The 18832-nt window shown below is 37.3% G+C and carries 9 protein-coding genes; 5 read left to right on the forward strand and 4 right to left on the reverse strand.

Annotation, left to right across the window (positions count from 1 at the left end; translation table 11 throughout):
• Positions 1-10: 10 nt before the first annotated feature.
• The 4 genes from MW695_RS06785 to pulA all read right to left on the reverse strand — a co-directional run bounded on the left by MW695_RS06785 (position 11) and on the right by pulA (position 10226).
• Positions 11-1774 carry a thiamine pyrophosphate-binding protein gene (locus tag MW695_RS06785; protein WP_247104383.1) on the reverse strand — a complete coding sequence of 588 codons (1764 nt, stop codon included), beginning with the start codon at positions 1772-1774 and terminating at the stop codon, positions 11-13.
• Positions 1746-4031: a putative bifunctional diguanylate cyclase/phosphodiesterase gene (locus MW695_RS06790; RefSeq protein WP_247104384.1), complete on the reverse strand. Its 2286-nt coding sequence runs from the start codon at positions 4029-4031 to the stop codon at positions 1746-1748. The genes MW695_RS06785 and MW695_RS06790 overlap by 29 nt, the downstream gene beginning before the upstream one ends.
• Before the next feature lie 482 nt (positions 4032-4513).
• Entirely contained in the window at positions 4514-7084 is a 2571-nt protein-coding gene (locus tag MW695_RS06795) for a rhamnogalacturonan lyase family protein (RefSeq protein ID WP_247104385.1), read from the reverse strand.
• A gap of 1042 nt (positions 7085-8126) precedes the next feature.
• Positions 8127-10226, reverse strand: coding sequence for a type I pullulanase (pulA, locus tag MW695_RS06800; protein WP_247104386.1), 2100 nt, complete (start codon positions 10224-10226; stop codon positions 8127-8129).
• Positions 10227-10655: 429 nt separating this feature from the next.
• On the opposite strand from pulA, the gene glgB reads away from it, so the two are divergent.
• From glgB to MW695_RS06825, 5 genes are read left to right on the forward strand one after another with little or no spacing between them, the layout of a single operon-like run.
• Positions 10656-12563, forward strand: a complete 1908-nt coding sequence (glgB, locus tag MW695_RS06805; protein WP_247104387.1) for a 1,4-alpha-glucan branching protein GlgB — start codon at positions 10656-10658, stop codon at positions 12561-12563.
• 12 nt (positions 12564-12575) lie between these two features.
• Complete coding sequence (locus tag MW695_RS06810) at positions 12576-13721, forward strand: glucose-1-phosphate adenylyltransferase (RefSeq protein ID WP_247104389.1); 1146 nt, start codon at positions 12576-12578, stop codon at positions 13719-13721.
• A gap of 34 nt (positions 13722-13755) precedes the next feature.
• Positions 13756-14850, forward strand: a complete 1095-nt coding sequence (glgD, locus tag MW695_RS06815; protein ID WP_252120672.1) for a glucose-1-phosphate adenylyltransferase subunit GlgD — start codon at positions 13756-13758, stop codon at positions 14848-14850.
• Between the two features lie 47 nt (positions 14851-14897).
• On the forward strand, positions 14898-16334 hold the full coding sequence (locus tag MW695_RS06820; protein WP_247104391.1) for a glycogen synthase: 1437 nt from the start codon (positions 14898-14900) through the stop codon (positions 16332-16334).
• A complete protein-coding gene (locus tag MW695_RS06825) occupies positions 16331-18763 on the forward strand; it encodes a glycogen/starch/alpha-glucan phosphorylase (RefSeq protein ID WP_247104393.1) in 2433 nt (810 codons plus the stop codon). Before MW695_RS06820 ends, MW695_RS06825 begins: the two co-directional genes overlap by 4 nt.
• The last annotated feature ends 69 nt before the right edge of the window (positions 18764-18832 follow it).

Raw genomic sequence — 18832 nt, forward strand, 5'->3', positions numbered from 1 at the left:
ACTCACTCCTTTAGCCCCTTCTCATAGTTGGCGGGATTTCATTTGTGTCCACTATCACTTCAATCACATTCGGTTCACTAAACTCAGCCGTAATAACTTGATTTAAAGCAAATGTTAACTCTTCTTCTGTGCGACATTTGTATGCATTTGCCCCAAAAGAATGAGCAAATTGTTGGATATCAACCGGATGGTCAAGCATTGTCCCAACAGACCTCCCAACATGAGCCTTCATCCCTTTATCAACCATGTCCAACCCTTCATTATTTAAAATAATAAACAGTACATTTGAGCCAGCATTTACAGCTGTCGAAAGCTCCGTTCCATGCATCATAAAGCAGCCATCTCCAGTTAAACAAACAATGGGAACTTCAGGTGCAGCTAGCTTAGCACCGATCGAATAGCCAATCGCATGACCCATTGCTCCAAAAACATCATCAAAGAAGAACGTCCCATGTTTTTTAATTCCATAGTGCTTAATCGCATAAAATGAGTGGCTACCAGCATCACCGAACATAATCGTGTTTGCAGGTAAATAGTTGTCCAAAATCGTAAGAGCATGAGCTGACGACATAAACTCCTGCTCTCGTTCCTTTAATGCAAGAGCTTGCCCACTTTCTTCAGATGTTGCATCCTCATGGAAGAAATGTTCTTCCTTTGTTTGTACTGCGGACCTTTGCCACTCATCACTAAACGGAAAATCATGCAGCTCAAGCTTGCGATACCCCAAATGCTCTACACTCTCGACCCCTACAATCTCCTGCCTTTGTAACAATTCAATTCCTTTCTTTTGCAGTAATGTGGCCACATTCATTTTAAGATCTCCATAAATAAATAAGGTTGGCACTGTAATGGTTTTCCCAACAAACATTGGATCGTAGTCAAATTGAATTACTTTTTCTGGAAAATGCTCTTCTGATAATCCAGCCACTGACATATCACTTAATTTGGTCCCCATAACAACCATCACATCAACGCCTTCCTCCAAATAGCTATGGGCTTGTTCATGACCACCTAATCCAAACGCACCTAATGACAAGGAATGATAGCTGACAAAGGATCCTTTACCTCCTGGTGTAGTCATAACGGGAATATTCCAAGTTTCAGCAAATACTTGAACTTCTTCATATGCCTTACTTGAATGAACACCTTTACCTAAAAATAAGAGTGGCCGTTCGGCTTGTTCTAATAGATCTATCACCTCTTCTAAATTCGGTGATATCACATGCTGTTCCTTTGGAAGGTCTAGTTGAAATGATTCGATCTCAGCAAGCAGTACGTCGGCTGGAATCGATAAGTGAACAGGGCCTTTTATACCAATAAATGCTTTTTCTAATGCATGTCTTACATACGATTCAACTAAGTCTGAGCGTTCAATTCTTGCACTAAACTTAGTTACAGGCTTAAACATTTCTACAACATCTGTACCAAATGCTGTAGAATCTTGCCCTAAGGCCTTACCCGTATCACTCATAGAAGGATGCCCCGTAATAATGAGTAGCGGAATATGAGACGCCATAGCTTGTCCCGCTGCTGTAATTAAATTCGTTCCACCTGGACCAGACGTTCCAACTGCTACACCCAACTTCTCACTAAGTAATGAAAATCCAGTAGCTTCATACCCTGCTCCACATTCATGTCTGCTTGCGACAAATGATAAGCCCGCTTTATCAATCTCAACTGCTAGTGGAACGACTGCTTTCCCTGGAATACCAAAAACATGTGAGACTCCCCAACTCCTAAACTGCTCAGCTAAAATAGTGGCTACTTTTTTCATGAATAATCTCCTTTTTCTTTTTGAATTCCTCTACCAATTGTGGATATTGATCTGTGAATTCATAGGCAGGTAGTGGTTTCATAAAATAATAACCTTGTATGTTATAGCATTCCTGAGAGTGTAGATAATGAAGCTGTTCCTCATTTTCGACACCTTCAGCAACGACATTCACCCCTAATCCATGAGCCATAGCTATAATCGCGCTAACAATTTGTTCATCATTTTGATTATGAAGAACATTCATAACAAAGCACTTATCGATTTTAATACGATTGATCGCGAAGCACTTCAAGTTTTTTAACGAACTGTATCCAGTACCAAAATCATCAATACTAACAGCTACTCCTAAACCTCTCAATTGATCAATAACTTTACGAGCATATTTATAATCCATAGCCATCGATTCAGTAATTTCAAGCTCTAGAAATTGTGGATTTAATTGTGTTGATTGCAATACTTGTTGAACGACATCAACTAGGTTTTGCTTTAAAAATTGCTGTGTTGATAAATTCACACTCACTTTCATATAAGGAAGACCATTTTCTTGCCACATTTTATTTTGCCTGCAAGCTTCCATAATGACCCACTCGCCGATTGGAACAATCAATCCGATTTTCTCAGCTAATGGGATAAAAATATTCGGCAAAATCATTCCTAGTTCAGGGTGATTCCAACGTAATAACGCCTCAACACCTATCACTTCACCTGTTTGACTATTGATTTGCGCTTGATAGAACAATTCAAACTCATTTTGTTCAAGTGCCTTTCTTAAATGGTTTTCAAGTGAGAATTCATCACTTGCATCTTGATGCATATCATTTTTATAAAAAACATAACCATTCTTACCATGCGCCTTCGCTTGATACATAGCTAGATCGACCTGTACCATAAAATCTTCAATATCAATATTTTCTTTCGGGTATAAAGCTATTCCAATACTTGCTGTTGTGTGAAAATGAAAATGATTAATAATAAATGGTTGTTGAAACTCTTCTATAATACGACTAGCTACTTTTTTTGCTTCATCCTCACCTCCTATATTTTTAAGCAGGACGATAAATTCATCACCACTTATTCTCGCTAACATATCCTCTTGCCGTAAGCAACGCTTCACTCGTTCAGTTACAGAAATAAGTAATTTATCACCATTACTATGGCCAAATGTATCATTAATCGATTTGAATCGATCTAAATCAATTAAGAGAAGAGCAATTTCTTCATCTCGATTTTTTTCTTCGAGTGTCGTTCTAACCTCCGTATGAAAGTAACGACGATTCGGAAGGCCCGTTAATTCATCATGATAGGCTAAATAATTGTATTTCTCTTCCATCATGTAGCGTTCGGTTATATCACGAAGTTGGGCAAATGATCCTATCATCTTAGCATTTTTATGATCATATATCGGTTGAGCATCAAACAGGGCAACAATGTCCTCGCCTTTTTGATTTGTAAATTTCAACTCCACGTCTTTAAAGACATGTTCATCTTCAATTACTTTTTCAAAGTACAATCCGAGTATAGAGGAATCAAGAATATTCCGTCCAATTATATCATCGCGATTATTTCCCGATATCGTTTCAGCAAACTGATTAAATTCAGTTACTGTCCCATCTTCATTCGTAATGATAATGGCGTTTCTCGTTCTTCTTAACATAATTTGATTTAAAATATTGAGCTTTCGATTTTGCTTTCGTAGAAGTAATTCTCTTTCAATGGAGTCGACAACATTGGATAGCATATTCAAGAACAGTGGATTTTGTTGCTCTGTCGTTGTCATTATGGAGAGGCTTCCTAAAAGATTATCAATGTCCGTATAATGAAACGAAACACCATAGCATGCTGTATCATGTAAAAAGCGATAATAGTGATCATCACCAATTAATTGAATTGGATGTCGATGCTTTAAAGCTAAACTAATGACATTTGTACCCATTTCTTCCTCAGTAAATTGGGCTCCCAAACAAATACCAAGCTTTGTGACCATTTCTTTAATCGACTCGTCCCCAACAATATCTAAGATGAATCCATCCTTGTCTGACATAACAAGCAATATAGGTGTCCCTTCAAGTGCCTTTAACAATTTATATGAAAAGAAACTTACAACTTCTAGTATTTCATTGTATTCTTCTCTCTTTTCCATTAATTCTTCACTTGTCATGACAATATTTGGTTGCTTCACATCATTTGGATTCATCCCTGCTTGCTGACAGTAATGCTTTGAGATACGAATGTATGGGGGATCCTTGTGTACACTCATTACCTTTCATTCCCTTCAGTTAGGACTAGCTTAAATACTGCAAGAAAGCTTTATCAGTCTAGTAAAGTATGAGATAGATGTTTATTCTTTCTATTTACATATCATTATACATATAGATACCTTTAAATCCCATAAATTTAATAAACATCCATCTATTTAACTAGTTTTTTTTCTGTCATAAGCAAAAAGACTTATTCATTTACTAGGTACGTTATATCGCTACAAAAGCTACCTTCTTTGATGCCCCGTTATCATGCTAAAAGAAGGTGCCTTTACAAGGTTCCAACAAACCTCTTAAGGCACCAACTAAGCACGACCCTATTACGTTCATTTCATAATCACTGTTATCTCACAAATCGCTTACATGCAAATAATAAACTAAAGCCCGCTTTCAGGACTATTAACCCAATAATCAAACATTAAATAGATTAGTTACGGTTTGAGGATGTGACTGATCATCATGCTAATGCTTCTGCCAGCTCCTATACGAAGTCCTCATCCTTGCTTTCAAGCCTTGATTTATCTAAATCAGGTCCTTCCTCTTCCATATACTCTATATCACCATAGAAATTAGGAATCGGGACATATCCCCAATCGATATCTGATGCAAAGTAGAAGCTTGGATAAGAAGGTTGATTGTAACTTGAATTTTGCCAAGCAATTCCCGTACGGTATTGACTATCATGCATTAACGTATAAAGCTTCCGGTCAGTTACTTCAGTATTCATATAAATCCGAATAGCAGTACTATCCGCCGTCCGTACGAGCAACTCTTCACGCCAATCTCCAAAGACATCAGCAACTAAGGAAGGATTCCCTTTTGTACCGTTATTCGTCAATGTCCCTTCTGCTGTCAGCATACGTCCAACTTCCCAGTCATCAATTGTAGGAGTATGATTTCCAGAACCATTGATAATTTGCGTAGACATATCTCCGGCCCACTTGATATTCATATTCGTCCCTGGACGGCTAGCGCCCAATACACGGCCATCAGCTGTTCGAAGACTAATAGCCCATGTTTCAAGACCTCTCTCACCGCGAACAACATCACCAATCATTCCACGACCAGTGTCATCTCCAGTGTGCTCACCGTAAAGGACCTCTCCGTCTTCGGCACTTCTAAGCGCAAAGCCATAAGGGGCCCAAGGACCTGCTTCAAACACGGAATAGATTTCCAACCCTGGCCGATCAGGATTTACATCCGCGACATGAAGTGCATCACCATGTCCAAAAATGACATAATCACCAGGTGCCCCGCTTCCTTCTGGTAAGTCCTCCATTGAACTGTATAACAATGATCCATCATGATCTAAAGTCGCACCACCGTGAATAATTTCATGCTTGCCATCACCATCAACATCCGCAACACTAATGGCATGGTTACCTTGTCCAGCTAACCTAGCTAATGGATCATTTGCACCTGGTCCACCATGTGGACCACTATTAAATGGGTTCTCCATTACGACGTGACCACTATCTGCAATCCATAATTTTTCTAAATGGTGGCCATTCCAGTTATATGCCGCAAACACAGCACGAGTATAATAACCTCGATTAAAGAAAGCCGATGGTCGTTCTCCATCTAAGTAAGCAACCCCAGCATTAAATCGATCAACACGATTGCCAGGTTCAATGTGCGGATAAGCATAATCACCCCACAATAAACCATCATCGCCACGTCCAGGTTCATAACGAATCGTTTCTAACTCAGCACCTGTATCACCAGCAAACACGGACAAATATTCAGGGCCTGTTACAACAAACCCTTCAAAATTCCGTAAATCATTACGCTCACTTCTACTCGGCGCATAAACATCCATAAAGTAGTCCGTTAATGCTTCCGCATCCTCACGAGATAGTGGATATTCATATTGAATGTCTATCCCGAAACTTTCTTCTAAAGTAGCTGGCCAATTTCCAGCCACAACTTCAGCATGCTCATGCCAACCTAAGAACATTTCAACAACATGTTCATAATAATCTTCAGAACTAAAACGGTAATCATCCTCATGACTATATCCAGCATCTATATCACCTTGTGGTATCGAAATGTATTCTTCAGAAACCACGTTACCGTCCTCATCATAGTGAATGACTTTCGTTCCTGGAGCTGTCTTGAACATTATTTCTGCTTTTCCGTTCCCATCAAAGTCATACACGAGAAATTGAGTGTAATGAGCACCTGAACGAATATTAACACCTAGATCAATTCTGTACAAAAGCGTTCCATCGAGCTTGTACGTATCAATATACGTATTGCCTGTATAACCAACTTGAGACACATCCTTGGAATTAGAAGGGTCCCATTTAACAATATACTCATACTGACCGTCACCATTTACGTCACCAACACTCATATCATTTGCTGAATACGTATAAGTCTCCCCAACAGGTGTCACACCGTCCTCTGGCTTTTGCAATGGTATATCATAATAAGAGTGTTCCCAAGGTGTGACCACTTCACTTACATCACCAATTTCTTCTCCATCAACAACAGCGCTCACATAATATTGTGAAGAATCCGTTCCTTCTGTATCTAAATAATTTGTACTATTTGTAACAGTAGCCATCCTTTCACCGTCACGATACACATGAAAATTAGTACCTCTCAAGCCGAAGTCAGAATAACCTGTCACTTCATCCGCTAGCAGGCGCCAGCTTAGAAACACTCCTTCTGAGGTTGAGGCTGCTACTAAACCACGATCTAAATCTTCTAATTGAACTGAAAATTGCTTTTTTATTTCTGATCGTACCGTATGAGAAGTAGCGACTTCTTCTTCGCCAACAACAGCAGCTACTTTAAAGTAATGTGGCACATGTGTGGAACGTTCAAATAGATAAGATGTGCTCATTACCGTATCGACACGTTGATACTGCATGTTTTCAGTATCTTTATTTGCCCAATAAATAGCATATTCATCAGCTTTATGATAAGCAGACCACTTCAAAGTGACCGAATGATCCGTTATATGAGTCACTTCTAAATCATTCACACCTTCATTACTTTCAGCTGAAGTACTTGATCCTACACTAGAAAACATTGAAAATAACATAAAAATGGCAAGACTCCTTTTCTATCATACTCCTTCTTTTTCATTACACGTTTGGCTCAGTATGGATTCTAAAACGCAATATGAACTGTGCCTCCTTTAAAACGCTTACAATTTATTAATGTGTAATCTAAGAAGTGTGTACATTATACAAAGATGTGAAGTGAAACGATATACTAAAAATGTTCAAAAACTATTAATAAACAACAAAAACATTACAGGTCAAACAAGTCTTATTTTAATCAAAATTATCCTAGTTTATTACACCTATATCGATTGAGTAATAGTAGTTCATCTAGACTATTTAAATACAGCTTCGAGAAGTAAAAGCGTTTCTAACTTCATATTTACTTATTCCACTATACACGAATCACTCACTTTGTTCATTTCTTAAGTTTACAGTTATAAGATGTACAATTCCAGGGATTGAACTTGGCTTACTGGAACCACTCCACCCTCTTTTCACTAATTCCTTACCAACAAAACGATAAAAAAACATGACCAATTAAAACAACATCCCCATTCTTTTGAATACTCAAAAAAACAACAAATTCTCATAAGAACAGATCACAACTTCGTCTTTATTTTTAACTATTTCCATTTCCACGGAAATATTGGCATCTCTACTTCACGATATAGTGAATCAGAGTAATAGCTTCGATCCATCGTTAACAAGTTCGCAAATTGAATCGAACGTAAGAGAATGCTAGTTATAATTACTTAGCATGACCAACCTCCTCCAAAGTGCTGGAGGGGAATCTCCCTCTCTTTTAACACTTGCTAGATCATTTTTTTTAATCCATTCAGAAAATTGATCGCTATTTACCTTACCTTTTCGTTAATGTATGATTCCCCATGTCTAATAAGGGAAATATGCATTACTTTCCTCCTGAGAATCTTCATTATTAGTCTTATCCAAATTTCAACTCACTTTATTATGCTGATTAAACGTTTGTAGAATCATAAAACACGAAGGAGGTGGGGCAATTTTGTTTCAGTCCCAACCTCTTCGTGTTTTGTAAAGAACTATTTATATTTCACACTCTTACAATCGTGATTTTTCCAATACACATAGCTCAAATGGCTTAATCATTGCAAATTCGCCTTTATAAATGACATCATCCTGATTATCATTCGATGCTATTACTTCCCATGATGCTGAAGAAGGCAAACGCAAACGGTGCTTTTGATCAGTCGGATTCACAAATACGACTAAATCTGTATTTACATCTAATAGAATATATCCTAAAATAGGCGATTTCACTTTCAAAAAATGAATTTGTTTGCGTATTTGTTCCTTCGAACGTAAACGAAAAACAGGATATTTTTTTCTTATTGTCATTAACCTTCGTATAAATTCTATATTTTCGGCTTCTACCTCTCTTTTTTCCCAATCAAGCTTATTTACTTTGTCTCCTGATATATAGCTATTTTCATCACCATGCTTTGTACGGAACCATTCCTGACCTGCATGGAGAAATGGGATTCCTTGGCTTAGAAGTGTGATTCCAGTTGCCAATTGGTGCATTCGTTTTCGTGTTTCTTCATTGTGTATGGGATTAGTATTTTCGAGACGGTCCCAAAGTGTATGATTGTCATGACATTCAACATAATTAATAGATTGACTCGGCTCTGAAACAAATGGTATTCCATACTCTTCTAAAACAGAACCTGTTATAAGGTGTGGTAGCCTTTCTACAAAAATGCCTTCTCCATTCACATAGCCTTGATCTTGATCACTGAATAGTTGACCTTTTAACGAATCTCGGAATAAATCATTAAAAAAACCAACCTTTCGTAGTTGCTTGGCTTTATCAGGTGTTGTTTTCAATTCGTATCGTAATGCAGTAGGTAAATCCCAGCCTTCTCCAAGTAAAAGAATCGGGCGCTCTTCTTTTTGACACCTTTTTTCAATCGCCTTTATCGTTTCTACATCCATTGCTCCCATTAAATCAAAACGAAAACCATCAACTTGATATTCTTGAAGCCAATATTCAATAGAATCTAATATGAATTTCCTTGCCATTATTCGTTCTGTTGCAAAATCATTTCCAACACCTGTTCCATTACTAACCTCTCCATTATCATCATACCTAAAGTAATAACCTGGAACGATCTTTTCAAATGAGGATTCTTCTCGAATGTATACATGATTAAAGACGACATCTACAATCACACCCAATCCTTCCTTATGAAAAGATGAGATCATTTCTTTACATTCTTCCAGTCGAGTAATCGGATTTTGAACATCGGTTGAATAGCTACCTTCGGGTACTTGAAAAAATAATGGGTCATACCCCCAGTTATAGCTCTCTTCTGGTTCAAGCTCATTCACCCGAGCAAAATCGTTAATTGGTAGTAATTGCACATGTGTGATTCCTAAATCCTTTATATATGATATTCCTGTCGAGAATCCGTTTGGGGTAGTTGTTTTTGTTTCTGTTAATCCAATGAATTTGCCCTTTTCCCTAACTCCACTCTTTTCAGAAATCGTTGCATCCCGAACGTGAATCTCATAAATGATCGCATCATTCAATACTGCTATTTCGTGACAGTTCCTCTCTACTTTAGTTGATCCTTTTAACCTTTTTAGATCTACAACCACTCCTTTTTCGCTATTAGCAAGTAATGCCTTAGTGTATGGATCAATAGCTCGAACCACTTCTCCATTCACGACAAGCTCATATTCATAAGGGATCCCATGCATGTCTCCTTGAATCTCTTCTTGCCAAATGCCATTTTCATATTTTTTTAGTGACATAATAATATTATTTATATATAACTTAACTGATGTAGCTGTCGGTGCCCATAATCTAAATTTAGTGTCATCTTTCGTGCATATTGCTCCTAATTCAATGTTAATGTTCGTATAATTTTGCTCAAACCAATCCGTTCTAATAATTTTTCTAGGATAGATTCGAAAACGCTTTCCTTCGATGTATAGGGATAGTTCTTCTCCTAATGGAAGGGGTTCTTCCACATGAAATTTTGCTGTGTTCTCTCCTTCTATACCGACAAATTGCACAGAAAAATTTTGCTTCTTCCCTTTTATAAGAAGAGGGGTATTAAATGATAGCTCCTCTAACCCTTCTGACGTTAGTCTCAAATCATGAACATCATCTAACCAAGCGATCGTAGAAGACACTGGACACACCTCTTTTCTTATTTATTTATCTCACATTACGTTATTCATAAAACTTCATTAATGTTATTCATTCTCAAAATTCATCATTAAGTGGATTAGATTTCTATTTTCATTTTGGACATTGTTTCAATTTTTAATCATTTTATTTAGTGCTATTTCTCAATAATTTGTTCGTCATAAATGGACACAACCCCCTAAATTCCTGCGTTAAATTGTCTAACACTTTTTCTTACATTTCTTTCAACTTCCTTTATAATGTATTCATATCAACTTGAAAACAAGCTTGTCACCTCTAGTCTCATCATAACAATACCTACAATAAACAACTACGACTACGACTACGTATCATTTTCTTTCAAGATTCATGTTAAATTGTAAAAATCCCATAAAAATCGTAAACATTCGTCTATGAAAGGAGATTCTTGCTTCATGAACGAGTTCATCACGGAACATGACATCTACTTATTTCACCAAGGTACACATTACTTAAGTTACCAATTTCTTGGATCACATCCAGCTACAGTTGATTTTAAAAAAGGATATTTTTTCACCGTTTGGGCTCCAAACGCCTCGGAAGTAAGGGTAGTCGGTGATTTTAACAAATGGGAAGGTTCTCATTTCAAGCTTGAAAAAATTTCTAATCAAGGACTGTGGCATCGTTTTTTCCCTTCTATTCCTGCTGGTTCTTCATACAAGTATGAAATACTCTCAGAATCAGATATTCCATTTTTAAAAGCAGACCCGTATGCGTTTCAATCTGAGGTTAGACCTGCGACAGCTTCGATTTTGACAACTGATTCAACATTTCAATGGGATGATAAACAGTGGAAACTATTACAAGAAGAAACCAATCCTTTAAAAAAGCCGATTAATATTTATGAAGTCCATATAGGATCTTGGAGAACACATGCAGATGGTACACTTTACAGCTATAAAGAGCTTGCAAAAGAATTAATTCCTTATGTGAAATCTCTCGGCTACACCCATATCGAGCTACTTCCACTTGGTGAACATCCATTTGATTTGTCTTGGGGATACCAACAAACAGGCTATTATTCTGTCACATCACGCTATGGTCATCCTAATGATTTGAAATACTTTATAAATGAATGCCACTTAAATGAGATTGGTGTCATTTTAGACTGGGTACCGGGGCACTTTTGTAAAGATGATCATGGCTTACGCCTATTTGATGGAACCCCAACCTACGAATATGCCGATCCACGTAAAGCTGAGAAACGGAATTGGGGGACACTTACTTTTGATTTTGGCAGACCAGAAGTACAAAGCTTTTTAATATCAAACGCTCTCTTTTGGTTAAAGGAATTTCATATTGATGGACTTAGAGTCGATGCCGTTGCCAGCATGCTCTACTTAAACTTTGACAATTACGATGAAGAAGAGAAATTGTACAACAGCTATGGTGGAGAAGAAAATCTTGAAGCAGCTGCTTTTTTAAGAAAGTTAAATGAAGTCGTTTTCGACTATAAACCTCACACCTTGATGATGGCAGAAGACAGTACAGATATTCCACTTATAACAAGCCCCACTTATTCTGGTGGACTCGGATTCAATTTCAAATGGAACATGGGCTGGATGAATGACACGCTTGACTTTATGGAGTGTGACCCTGTTTATCGAAAATGGCATCATCAATGCTTAACATTCCCAATTATGTACACGTACTCAGAGAATTTTCTTCTTCCTCTTTCGCACGATGAAGTTGTACATGGAAAGAAATCATTATTGAACAAAATGCCTGGTGACCAATGGCAACAATTCGCAAACCTTAGATTGTTATACGGCTATATGATGACACATCCAGGTAAGAAGCTACTATTCATGGGTGGAGAGCTAGGCCTTTACTCTGAATGGAAAGACAAGGAGCAACTTGATTGGCATTTACTCGACTATCCATTGCATAAAGCGATGTTCGATTTCGTAAAGGACCTAAACCATTTTTATAAGCACGAACCCTCTCTATACGAATGTGATCACGAAGTGCACGGATTTGATTGGATTGACCCTCATAATATCGATCAAAGTATCATAGTCTTTTTGAGGCGAGGTGATTTTTCTAATGAAGAGCTTATTATTGTTTGTAATTTCACCCCGAATGTCTATTATGACTATAAGATCGGTGTACCATACCCAGGTACATATAAAGAGGTGTTCAATTCAGATGCGGATAAATATGGAGGATCTAATCAATTAAATGTTGGTCGTTATTTCAGCTTCCCTGAGAAGTGGCATGGTCATAACCAACATATCAAAATCAAAATTCCACCATTAGCCATATCTGTTTTTTCAACACCATCTAAGGGAGTCAGTACTTGAGGAGGATATTGGATGAAAAAAGAATGTATCGGGATGCTATTGGCAGGAGGAGAAGGCAAACGTTTAGGACTATTAACGAAGAATGTAGCAAAGCCAGCCGTACACTTTGGAGGAAAATATCGAATTATTGATTTTACGTTAAGCAATTGTACGAATTCAGGTATTCATACGGTTGGCGTATTAACTCAATATTCTCCATTTGAATTAAACAAGCACATTGGAATCGGCAAACCTTGGGATTTGGACCGGCAGCACGATGGTGTTTCAATCCTATCACCTTACACAGCAAAAGGTGGTGGAAGCTGGTATTCAGGTACGGCTGATGCCATCTATAAAAACATTCATTATATTGAACAATATGATCCAGAGTACTTATTAGTCATATCAGGTGATCATATTTACCAAATGAATTATCAAGAGATGCTCCAGCAGCATAAAGAGACTGGTGCTGATGCGACCATCTCCGTAATGGAAGTGAATTGGGCTGAGGCTTCACGTTTCGGAATCTTAAATACAATGGACAACTTGCGAATTTATGAATTTGACGAAAAACCAGCTACTCCAAAAAGCAACTTAGCTTCAATGGGAATTTATATATTCAATTGGCAAACATTAAAAAAATATTTACTCGATGATCAAATAAAACAAGATTCTTCTCATGACTTCGGAAAAAATATTATTCCTTCCATGCTCCTTCATAATCAGTCTCTCTATGCATATCGATTTGATGGTTATTGGAAAGATGTCGGTACGGTTCAAAGCTACTGGGAAGCAAACATGGACTTACTTGATGATGATTTAACCTTGTCCTTAAACCATAAAAATTGGCGAACATATACGCAAGACTCAAATTTCCCACCACAGTTTTTAGGAGAAAATGCTGTTGTAAAACATTCATTGATCAATTCTGGATGCTGGATTTGTGGTTCGATTGATCACTCCATTATTTCAAAAAATGTTTCCATTGATATTGAAAGCTCCATCAAACAATCCATTTTACACCCGAATGTTACAGTAGGAAAAAATGTTACACTTGAACGCGTCATCGTTATGGAAAATACCGTTATTCCTGAAGGGTTTCACATTTCATCTATTCCTCATAACGAGCCACTTGTCATAGACCAATCTAGTTTAGAATTAATGATGTCGAAATCATAATAAACTGTAAGGAGGAATTCAAATAGAAACGATGATGGGTGTTATAAACTTAGAGAATGAACGAGATTTTTTAAATGAATTAACCTATTTCCGTTGCGGTGCAGCTGTTCCTTTTGCCGGTCGATATCGCCTAATCGATTTTACTCTTTCAAACATGGTCCAATCTGATATAACAGAGGTCGCCATCTTCACACGAAATAAGTACCGCTCTCTTATGGATCATCTTGGAACAGGTGCTGATTGGAACCTTGACCGCAGATATGGAGGCCTATTCATCCTTCCTCCAGACTGGAATGATCCAACTGATATTTCAAAAGGCGATCTTAGGCATTTCCATAACAATCGTGATTATTTTGAACGAAGCAATTCAGATTATATCTTAATAAGTGGCAGTCAATTTGTTGCAACATGTGATTATAAAGAAGCCTTTCAACTACATTTAGAAGCAAATGCCGATGTAACGCTTATTACTACATATGTAGCAGAAGATAAGCCTGAACATCAAGCTTGTATGCGTATCGAACAAGACGAGCATAATCGTGTCACCCATATGACACACGATACGACAAACCCACAGTTATTTACTGGTGTATATATTATAACGAAAAAGTGCTTAATGAAACTTGTAGATCAATGTATTGCTTATCATAAAGAGAACCTTTTCACTAATGGGATCATTGCCAACCTAGATTCATTAATTGTTCAATCTTACAAACATAGAGGATATAGCTCTTTTATCGATTCAATTGAAAGCTATTATCGTCATAACATGAATTTACTCTCTACAGACCATTATAAAAGTCTCTTTTATCAAAAACCTTTTGTTTTAACAAAAATTAGCAATGAACCTCCGACTAAGTATCGTAATGAAGCAAAGGTCATATCATCTTTACTTGCTAACGGTTGTGACATTAAAGGAAATATTAAGAACAGTGTCTTATTTCGAGGCGTAAAAGTTCAAGAAGGAGCGACGATTAAAAACTCAATTATTATGCAAAACTGTACTGTTCAAGCTAACGCCTATTTAGAAAATGTTATTCTCGATAAAGATGTCAACATATCAGACGGTCAAACATTAGTGGGAAGTGTTGATAAACCATATGTTGTCCCGAAACGAAAAATCATTTAATCAGTAATAAACAACATTAAACTTATTCTGAAAGGAGAAGAGATCGGATGAATCATGTATTATTTGTCGCTTCTGAATGTACGCCCTTTATTAAAACCGGAGGATTAGCTGATGTAATAGGATCTCTTCCACATGCATTAAAAACTCATGAACACCTGAATGTTAGCGTCATTCTTCCACTTTATGATGAAATCTCTCAAGATTGGAAGAATCAAATGGAATTTAAAGCGATTGTCCCTGTAGAAATTGGTTGGCGCAATCAAACAGCTGAGCTTTATTGTTTAAATTATGAAGGTGTACACTATTACTTCCTAGCAAACACATTTTATTATGAAAGAAAAGGGGTCTATGGCTACTATGATGATGGTGAAAGATTCTTATTCTTTAGCAAGGCTGTCATTTCATCACTTGATTACTTAGATTTCGTCCCTAATATTCTCCATGCTCATGATTGGCAAGCGGGGCTAGCAATAGCCTTCGCAAAAATTTATCAGCCTATTGAAGAGATGAAAACGGTTTTCACTATACACAATATGAAATATCAAGGTCTGATACCACTTGATATGTATGAAGATTTCTTTTCTCTACCGAGAGAGCATATCGGAGGGATGGAATGGAATGGAATGCTGAATTGTTTAAAAGCAGGTATGTTTCATGCTGATAAAATAACAACCGTTAGCCCGAGCTACGCGAATGAACTGAAAAACCCTTACTATAGTGAAGGACTTCATCCTTTATTAAATGATCGTAAAGCTGACTTCTGTGGAATTTTAAATGGTATTAATACGGATGAGTATAATCCACTAAAGGATCCACATGTAGATGTACCATATAGCTACTCCCGTGCAAAGAAGAAATTAAATAAGTTAGCTCTTCAAGAGGAGCTTAATCTTCAAATGAGTGAAGAAAAACCGTTATATGTTATGGTTACACGTTTAGTTGAGCAAAAAGGACTTCACTTAATTCAATGTATTTTAGAAGAGTTTTTACAAGAGGACATTCAATTTATCGTATTAGGAACCGGTGAACGAGAATTTGAACATTACTTTTCTTATCTAGCTAATAAATACCCATCCAAGTCAGCAGCAATTTTAACCTTTGATGAGGCTCTCTCACGCAAGTTATATGCCAGCGCTGACTTTTTTCTCATGCCTTCTCTATTTGAACCGTGTGGATTATCTCAGCTTATCGCTCTCCAGTATAAGACGGTACCAATCGTTAGAGAAACGGGTGGCTTAAAGGATACGGTTTCTTCTTATAATGAACTTACAGGTGAAGGAAATGGATTTAGTTTCACTAATTATAATGCCCATGATTTGCTAACCGTTCTTCACTACTCATTGCGAATCTTTCACGATGACGGAAATTGGAAGCAACTATGTAAAAACATAAACAAATGCAAATACGACTGGAAGCATTCAGCAGCTGAATATACTCGTTTATACACAAAAGTGTTGACAGAACAAGGAGTGAGTCAAAATTGACCTATCAAAATGTGGATGAATTCATCAGCCAAATAACTGAAAAGATTCGCACACTTTTCGATAAAGAGTTAAACGACGTTAACGAAAAAGACCTCTATTATGCTCTTGCATCCATCGTCAACGATGAAATGCATCCCCATTGGCATAAAACAAATGGGCATTACGAGCAAAAAAAAGTAAAAAAGGTCTATTACTTATCAATGGAGTTCTTGATCGGTCGACTTCTTGAAAGCAATTTACTAAATTGTGGGCTTCTAGATATTACGAACAACGCTTTGAAAAAACTTGGTTTTACACGAGATGCGGTATTTATTCATGAGCATGATGCTGGACTTGGAAATGGTGGCTTAGGACGTTTAGCCGCCTGCTTTCTCGATTCACTTGCCTCACTTCAATATCCAGGACACGGCTGCGGCATTCGTTACCGTTATGGGTTATTTGAACAACGGATCATTCATGGCCATCAAATCGAATTGCCTGACTACTGGTTAAAAGAAGAGTATCCTTGGGAAACTCGAAAGTCAGAAGAGCGTATTTATGTTTATTTTGGTGGGAGTGTACACATGCATCATCGTGCAAACGGTTCTTTAGAATTCCGTTACGAAAATACCGATGAAGTTATTGCTGTTCCATACGACATTCCGATCAGTGGTTATCATAATCATACGGTTAATACGTTACGACTCTGGAGTGCCGAATCACAAGATAGAAATGGTGTCGCAAATCACAATGATCAATATTATCATGCGCTTGATCATACTCACTCCATTGACCAAATATCCGGTTTCTTATATCCTGACGACTCGAGCTATGAGGGTAAAGAGCTTCGTTTGAAACAGCAATACTTTCTCGTTTCAGCAAGTATTCAGAATATATTACGTCAATACTTAAACGAAGGACGCGGCTCACTTACACAATTATCCGATCATATTGTCATTCAAATTAATGATACACACCCTAGTTTAGCGATTCCTGAGTTAATGAGACTGTTAATGGATATTTACGATCTTGATTGGGACCAAGCGTGGGAAACAACTCATAAGACGATTGCTTATACAAATCATACAACACTAAGTGAAGCCCTCGAAAAGTGGCCAAAAGGGATGGTTCAAAGCCTTCTTCCAAGAATATACATGATTATTGATGAAATAAATGAACGTTTTTGCCAAGGCTTATGGTTTGATTATCCTGAGTTACGAGACCATATTCCCGAGCTAGCGATTATCGCTGATGAACAAATTCACATGGCACGTTTAGCTATCGTTGGAAGCTATAGTGTTAACGGTGTTGCTAGGCTCCATACAGAGATTTTAAAGAAGAAAGAAATGAAGCTTTTTTATCAGCTTTTCCCGAAACGATTTAATAATAAAACAAACGGCATTACACACAGAAGATGGCTTCTTCAAGTGAACCCGCACCTAGCTAACGTCATAACAGATGTCATCGGTCCAGCATGGATTAAACGTCCAAATCAGCTTATTAGCTTACTTCGTTATTCGAACGATGCAGCCTTTCTCCAACAAATAGAGCAGGTCAAATTACAAAACAAACGAACACTAGCTCAATTTATTTATGACAGAATGGGAATAAAAGTGAACGAGAAGTCCATCTTTGATGTTCAAATTAAACGACTTCATGAATACAAGCGTCAGCTTTTGAACATTTTCCATGTCATTTACTTATACAATGAATTAAAGGATAATCCCAAGCTTGACCTTACACCACGTACCTTTATTTTTGGAGCAAAAGCGGCTCCTAGCTATCATCTTGCAAAAGAAGTCATTAAACTCATTCATACGGTCGCTTCTTTAGTAAACCATGACCCTGACGTTGCGGATAGAATTAAGGTAATTTTTTTAGAAAACTATAATGTTAGTTTAGCGGAAAAAATTATACCGGCAGCGGATATTAGTGAACAAATTTCCACCGCTAGTAAGGAAGCTTCTGGTACTGGGAATATGAAAATGATGATGAACGGAGCATTAACAGTAGGCACGATGGATGGAGCGAATATTGAAATACGTGATTTAGTAGGAGATCAACACATTTTTATGTTCGGACTTACTTCTGATGAAGTACTCCACTATTATGAGCATGGAGGTTATTCGGCACGAGACATTTATAATACCGATGATCGAATTAGTCGAATCCTAGATCAGTTAAACAGTGGTGTATTTGGTGAACAAGAAATGGAATTTAAGGACCTCTACTATAATATTTTATATCATAATGATCCATACTTTGTTTTAAAGGATTTCGATCCCTATATTGAAACTCACGAGCTTGTAGAGCAAGCTTACCGCGATCGTTCAATATGGCTTAATAAAAGCATTACAAACATTGCTTATTCTGGAAAGTTCTCGAGCGATCGAACCATTCAACAGTACGCATCAGAAATATGGCAACTCACAAAGAGCCCCATTAAATAAACAGAAGACAAACAAATGTCAGGTCTGTTACGAACTAGAATAACAGGCCTGACATATAGCTCCTCATTA

Source organism: Halalkalibacter sp. APA_J-10(15) (assembly GCF_023017105.1).
Classification (GTDB): domain Bacteria; phylum Bacillota; class Bacilli; order Bacillales; family Bacillaceae_D; genus Halalkalibacter.

Bases quoted from the DNA above. Each gene is read 5' to 3' on its own strand.
- MW695_RS06785 (WP_247104383.1), bottom strand. From the start codon at position 1,774: ATGAAAAAAGTAGCCACTATTTTAGCTGAGCAGTTTAGGAGTTGGGGA.
- glgD (WP_252120672.1), top strand. From the start codon at position 13,756: ATGGGTGTTATAAACTTAGAGAATGAACGAGATTTTTTAAATGAATTA.
- MW695_RS06795 (WP_247104385.1), bottom strand. From the start codon at position 7,084: ATGTTATTTTCAATGTTTTCTAGTGTAGGATCAAGTACTTCAGCTGAA.
- MW695_RS06810 (WP_247104389.1), top strand. From the start codon at position 12,576: ATGAAAAAAGAATGTATCGGGATGCTATTGGCAGGAGGAGAAGGCAAA.
- MW695_RS06790 (WP_247104384.1), bottom strand. From the start codon at position 4,031: ATGAGTGTACACAAGGATCCCCCATACATTCGTATCTCAAAGCATTAC.
- MW695_RS06820 (WP_247104391.1), top strand. From the start codon at position 14,898: ATGAATCATGTATTATTTGTCGCTTCTGAATGTACGCCCTTTATTAAA.
- glgB (WP_247104387.1), top strand. From the start codon at position 10,656: ATGAACGAGTTCATCACGGAACATGACATCTACTTATTTCACCAAGGT.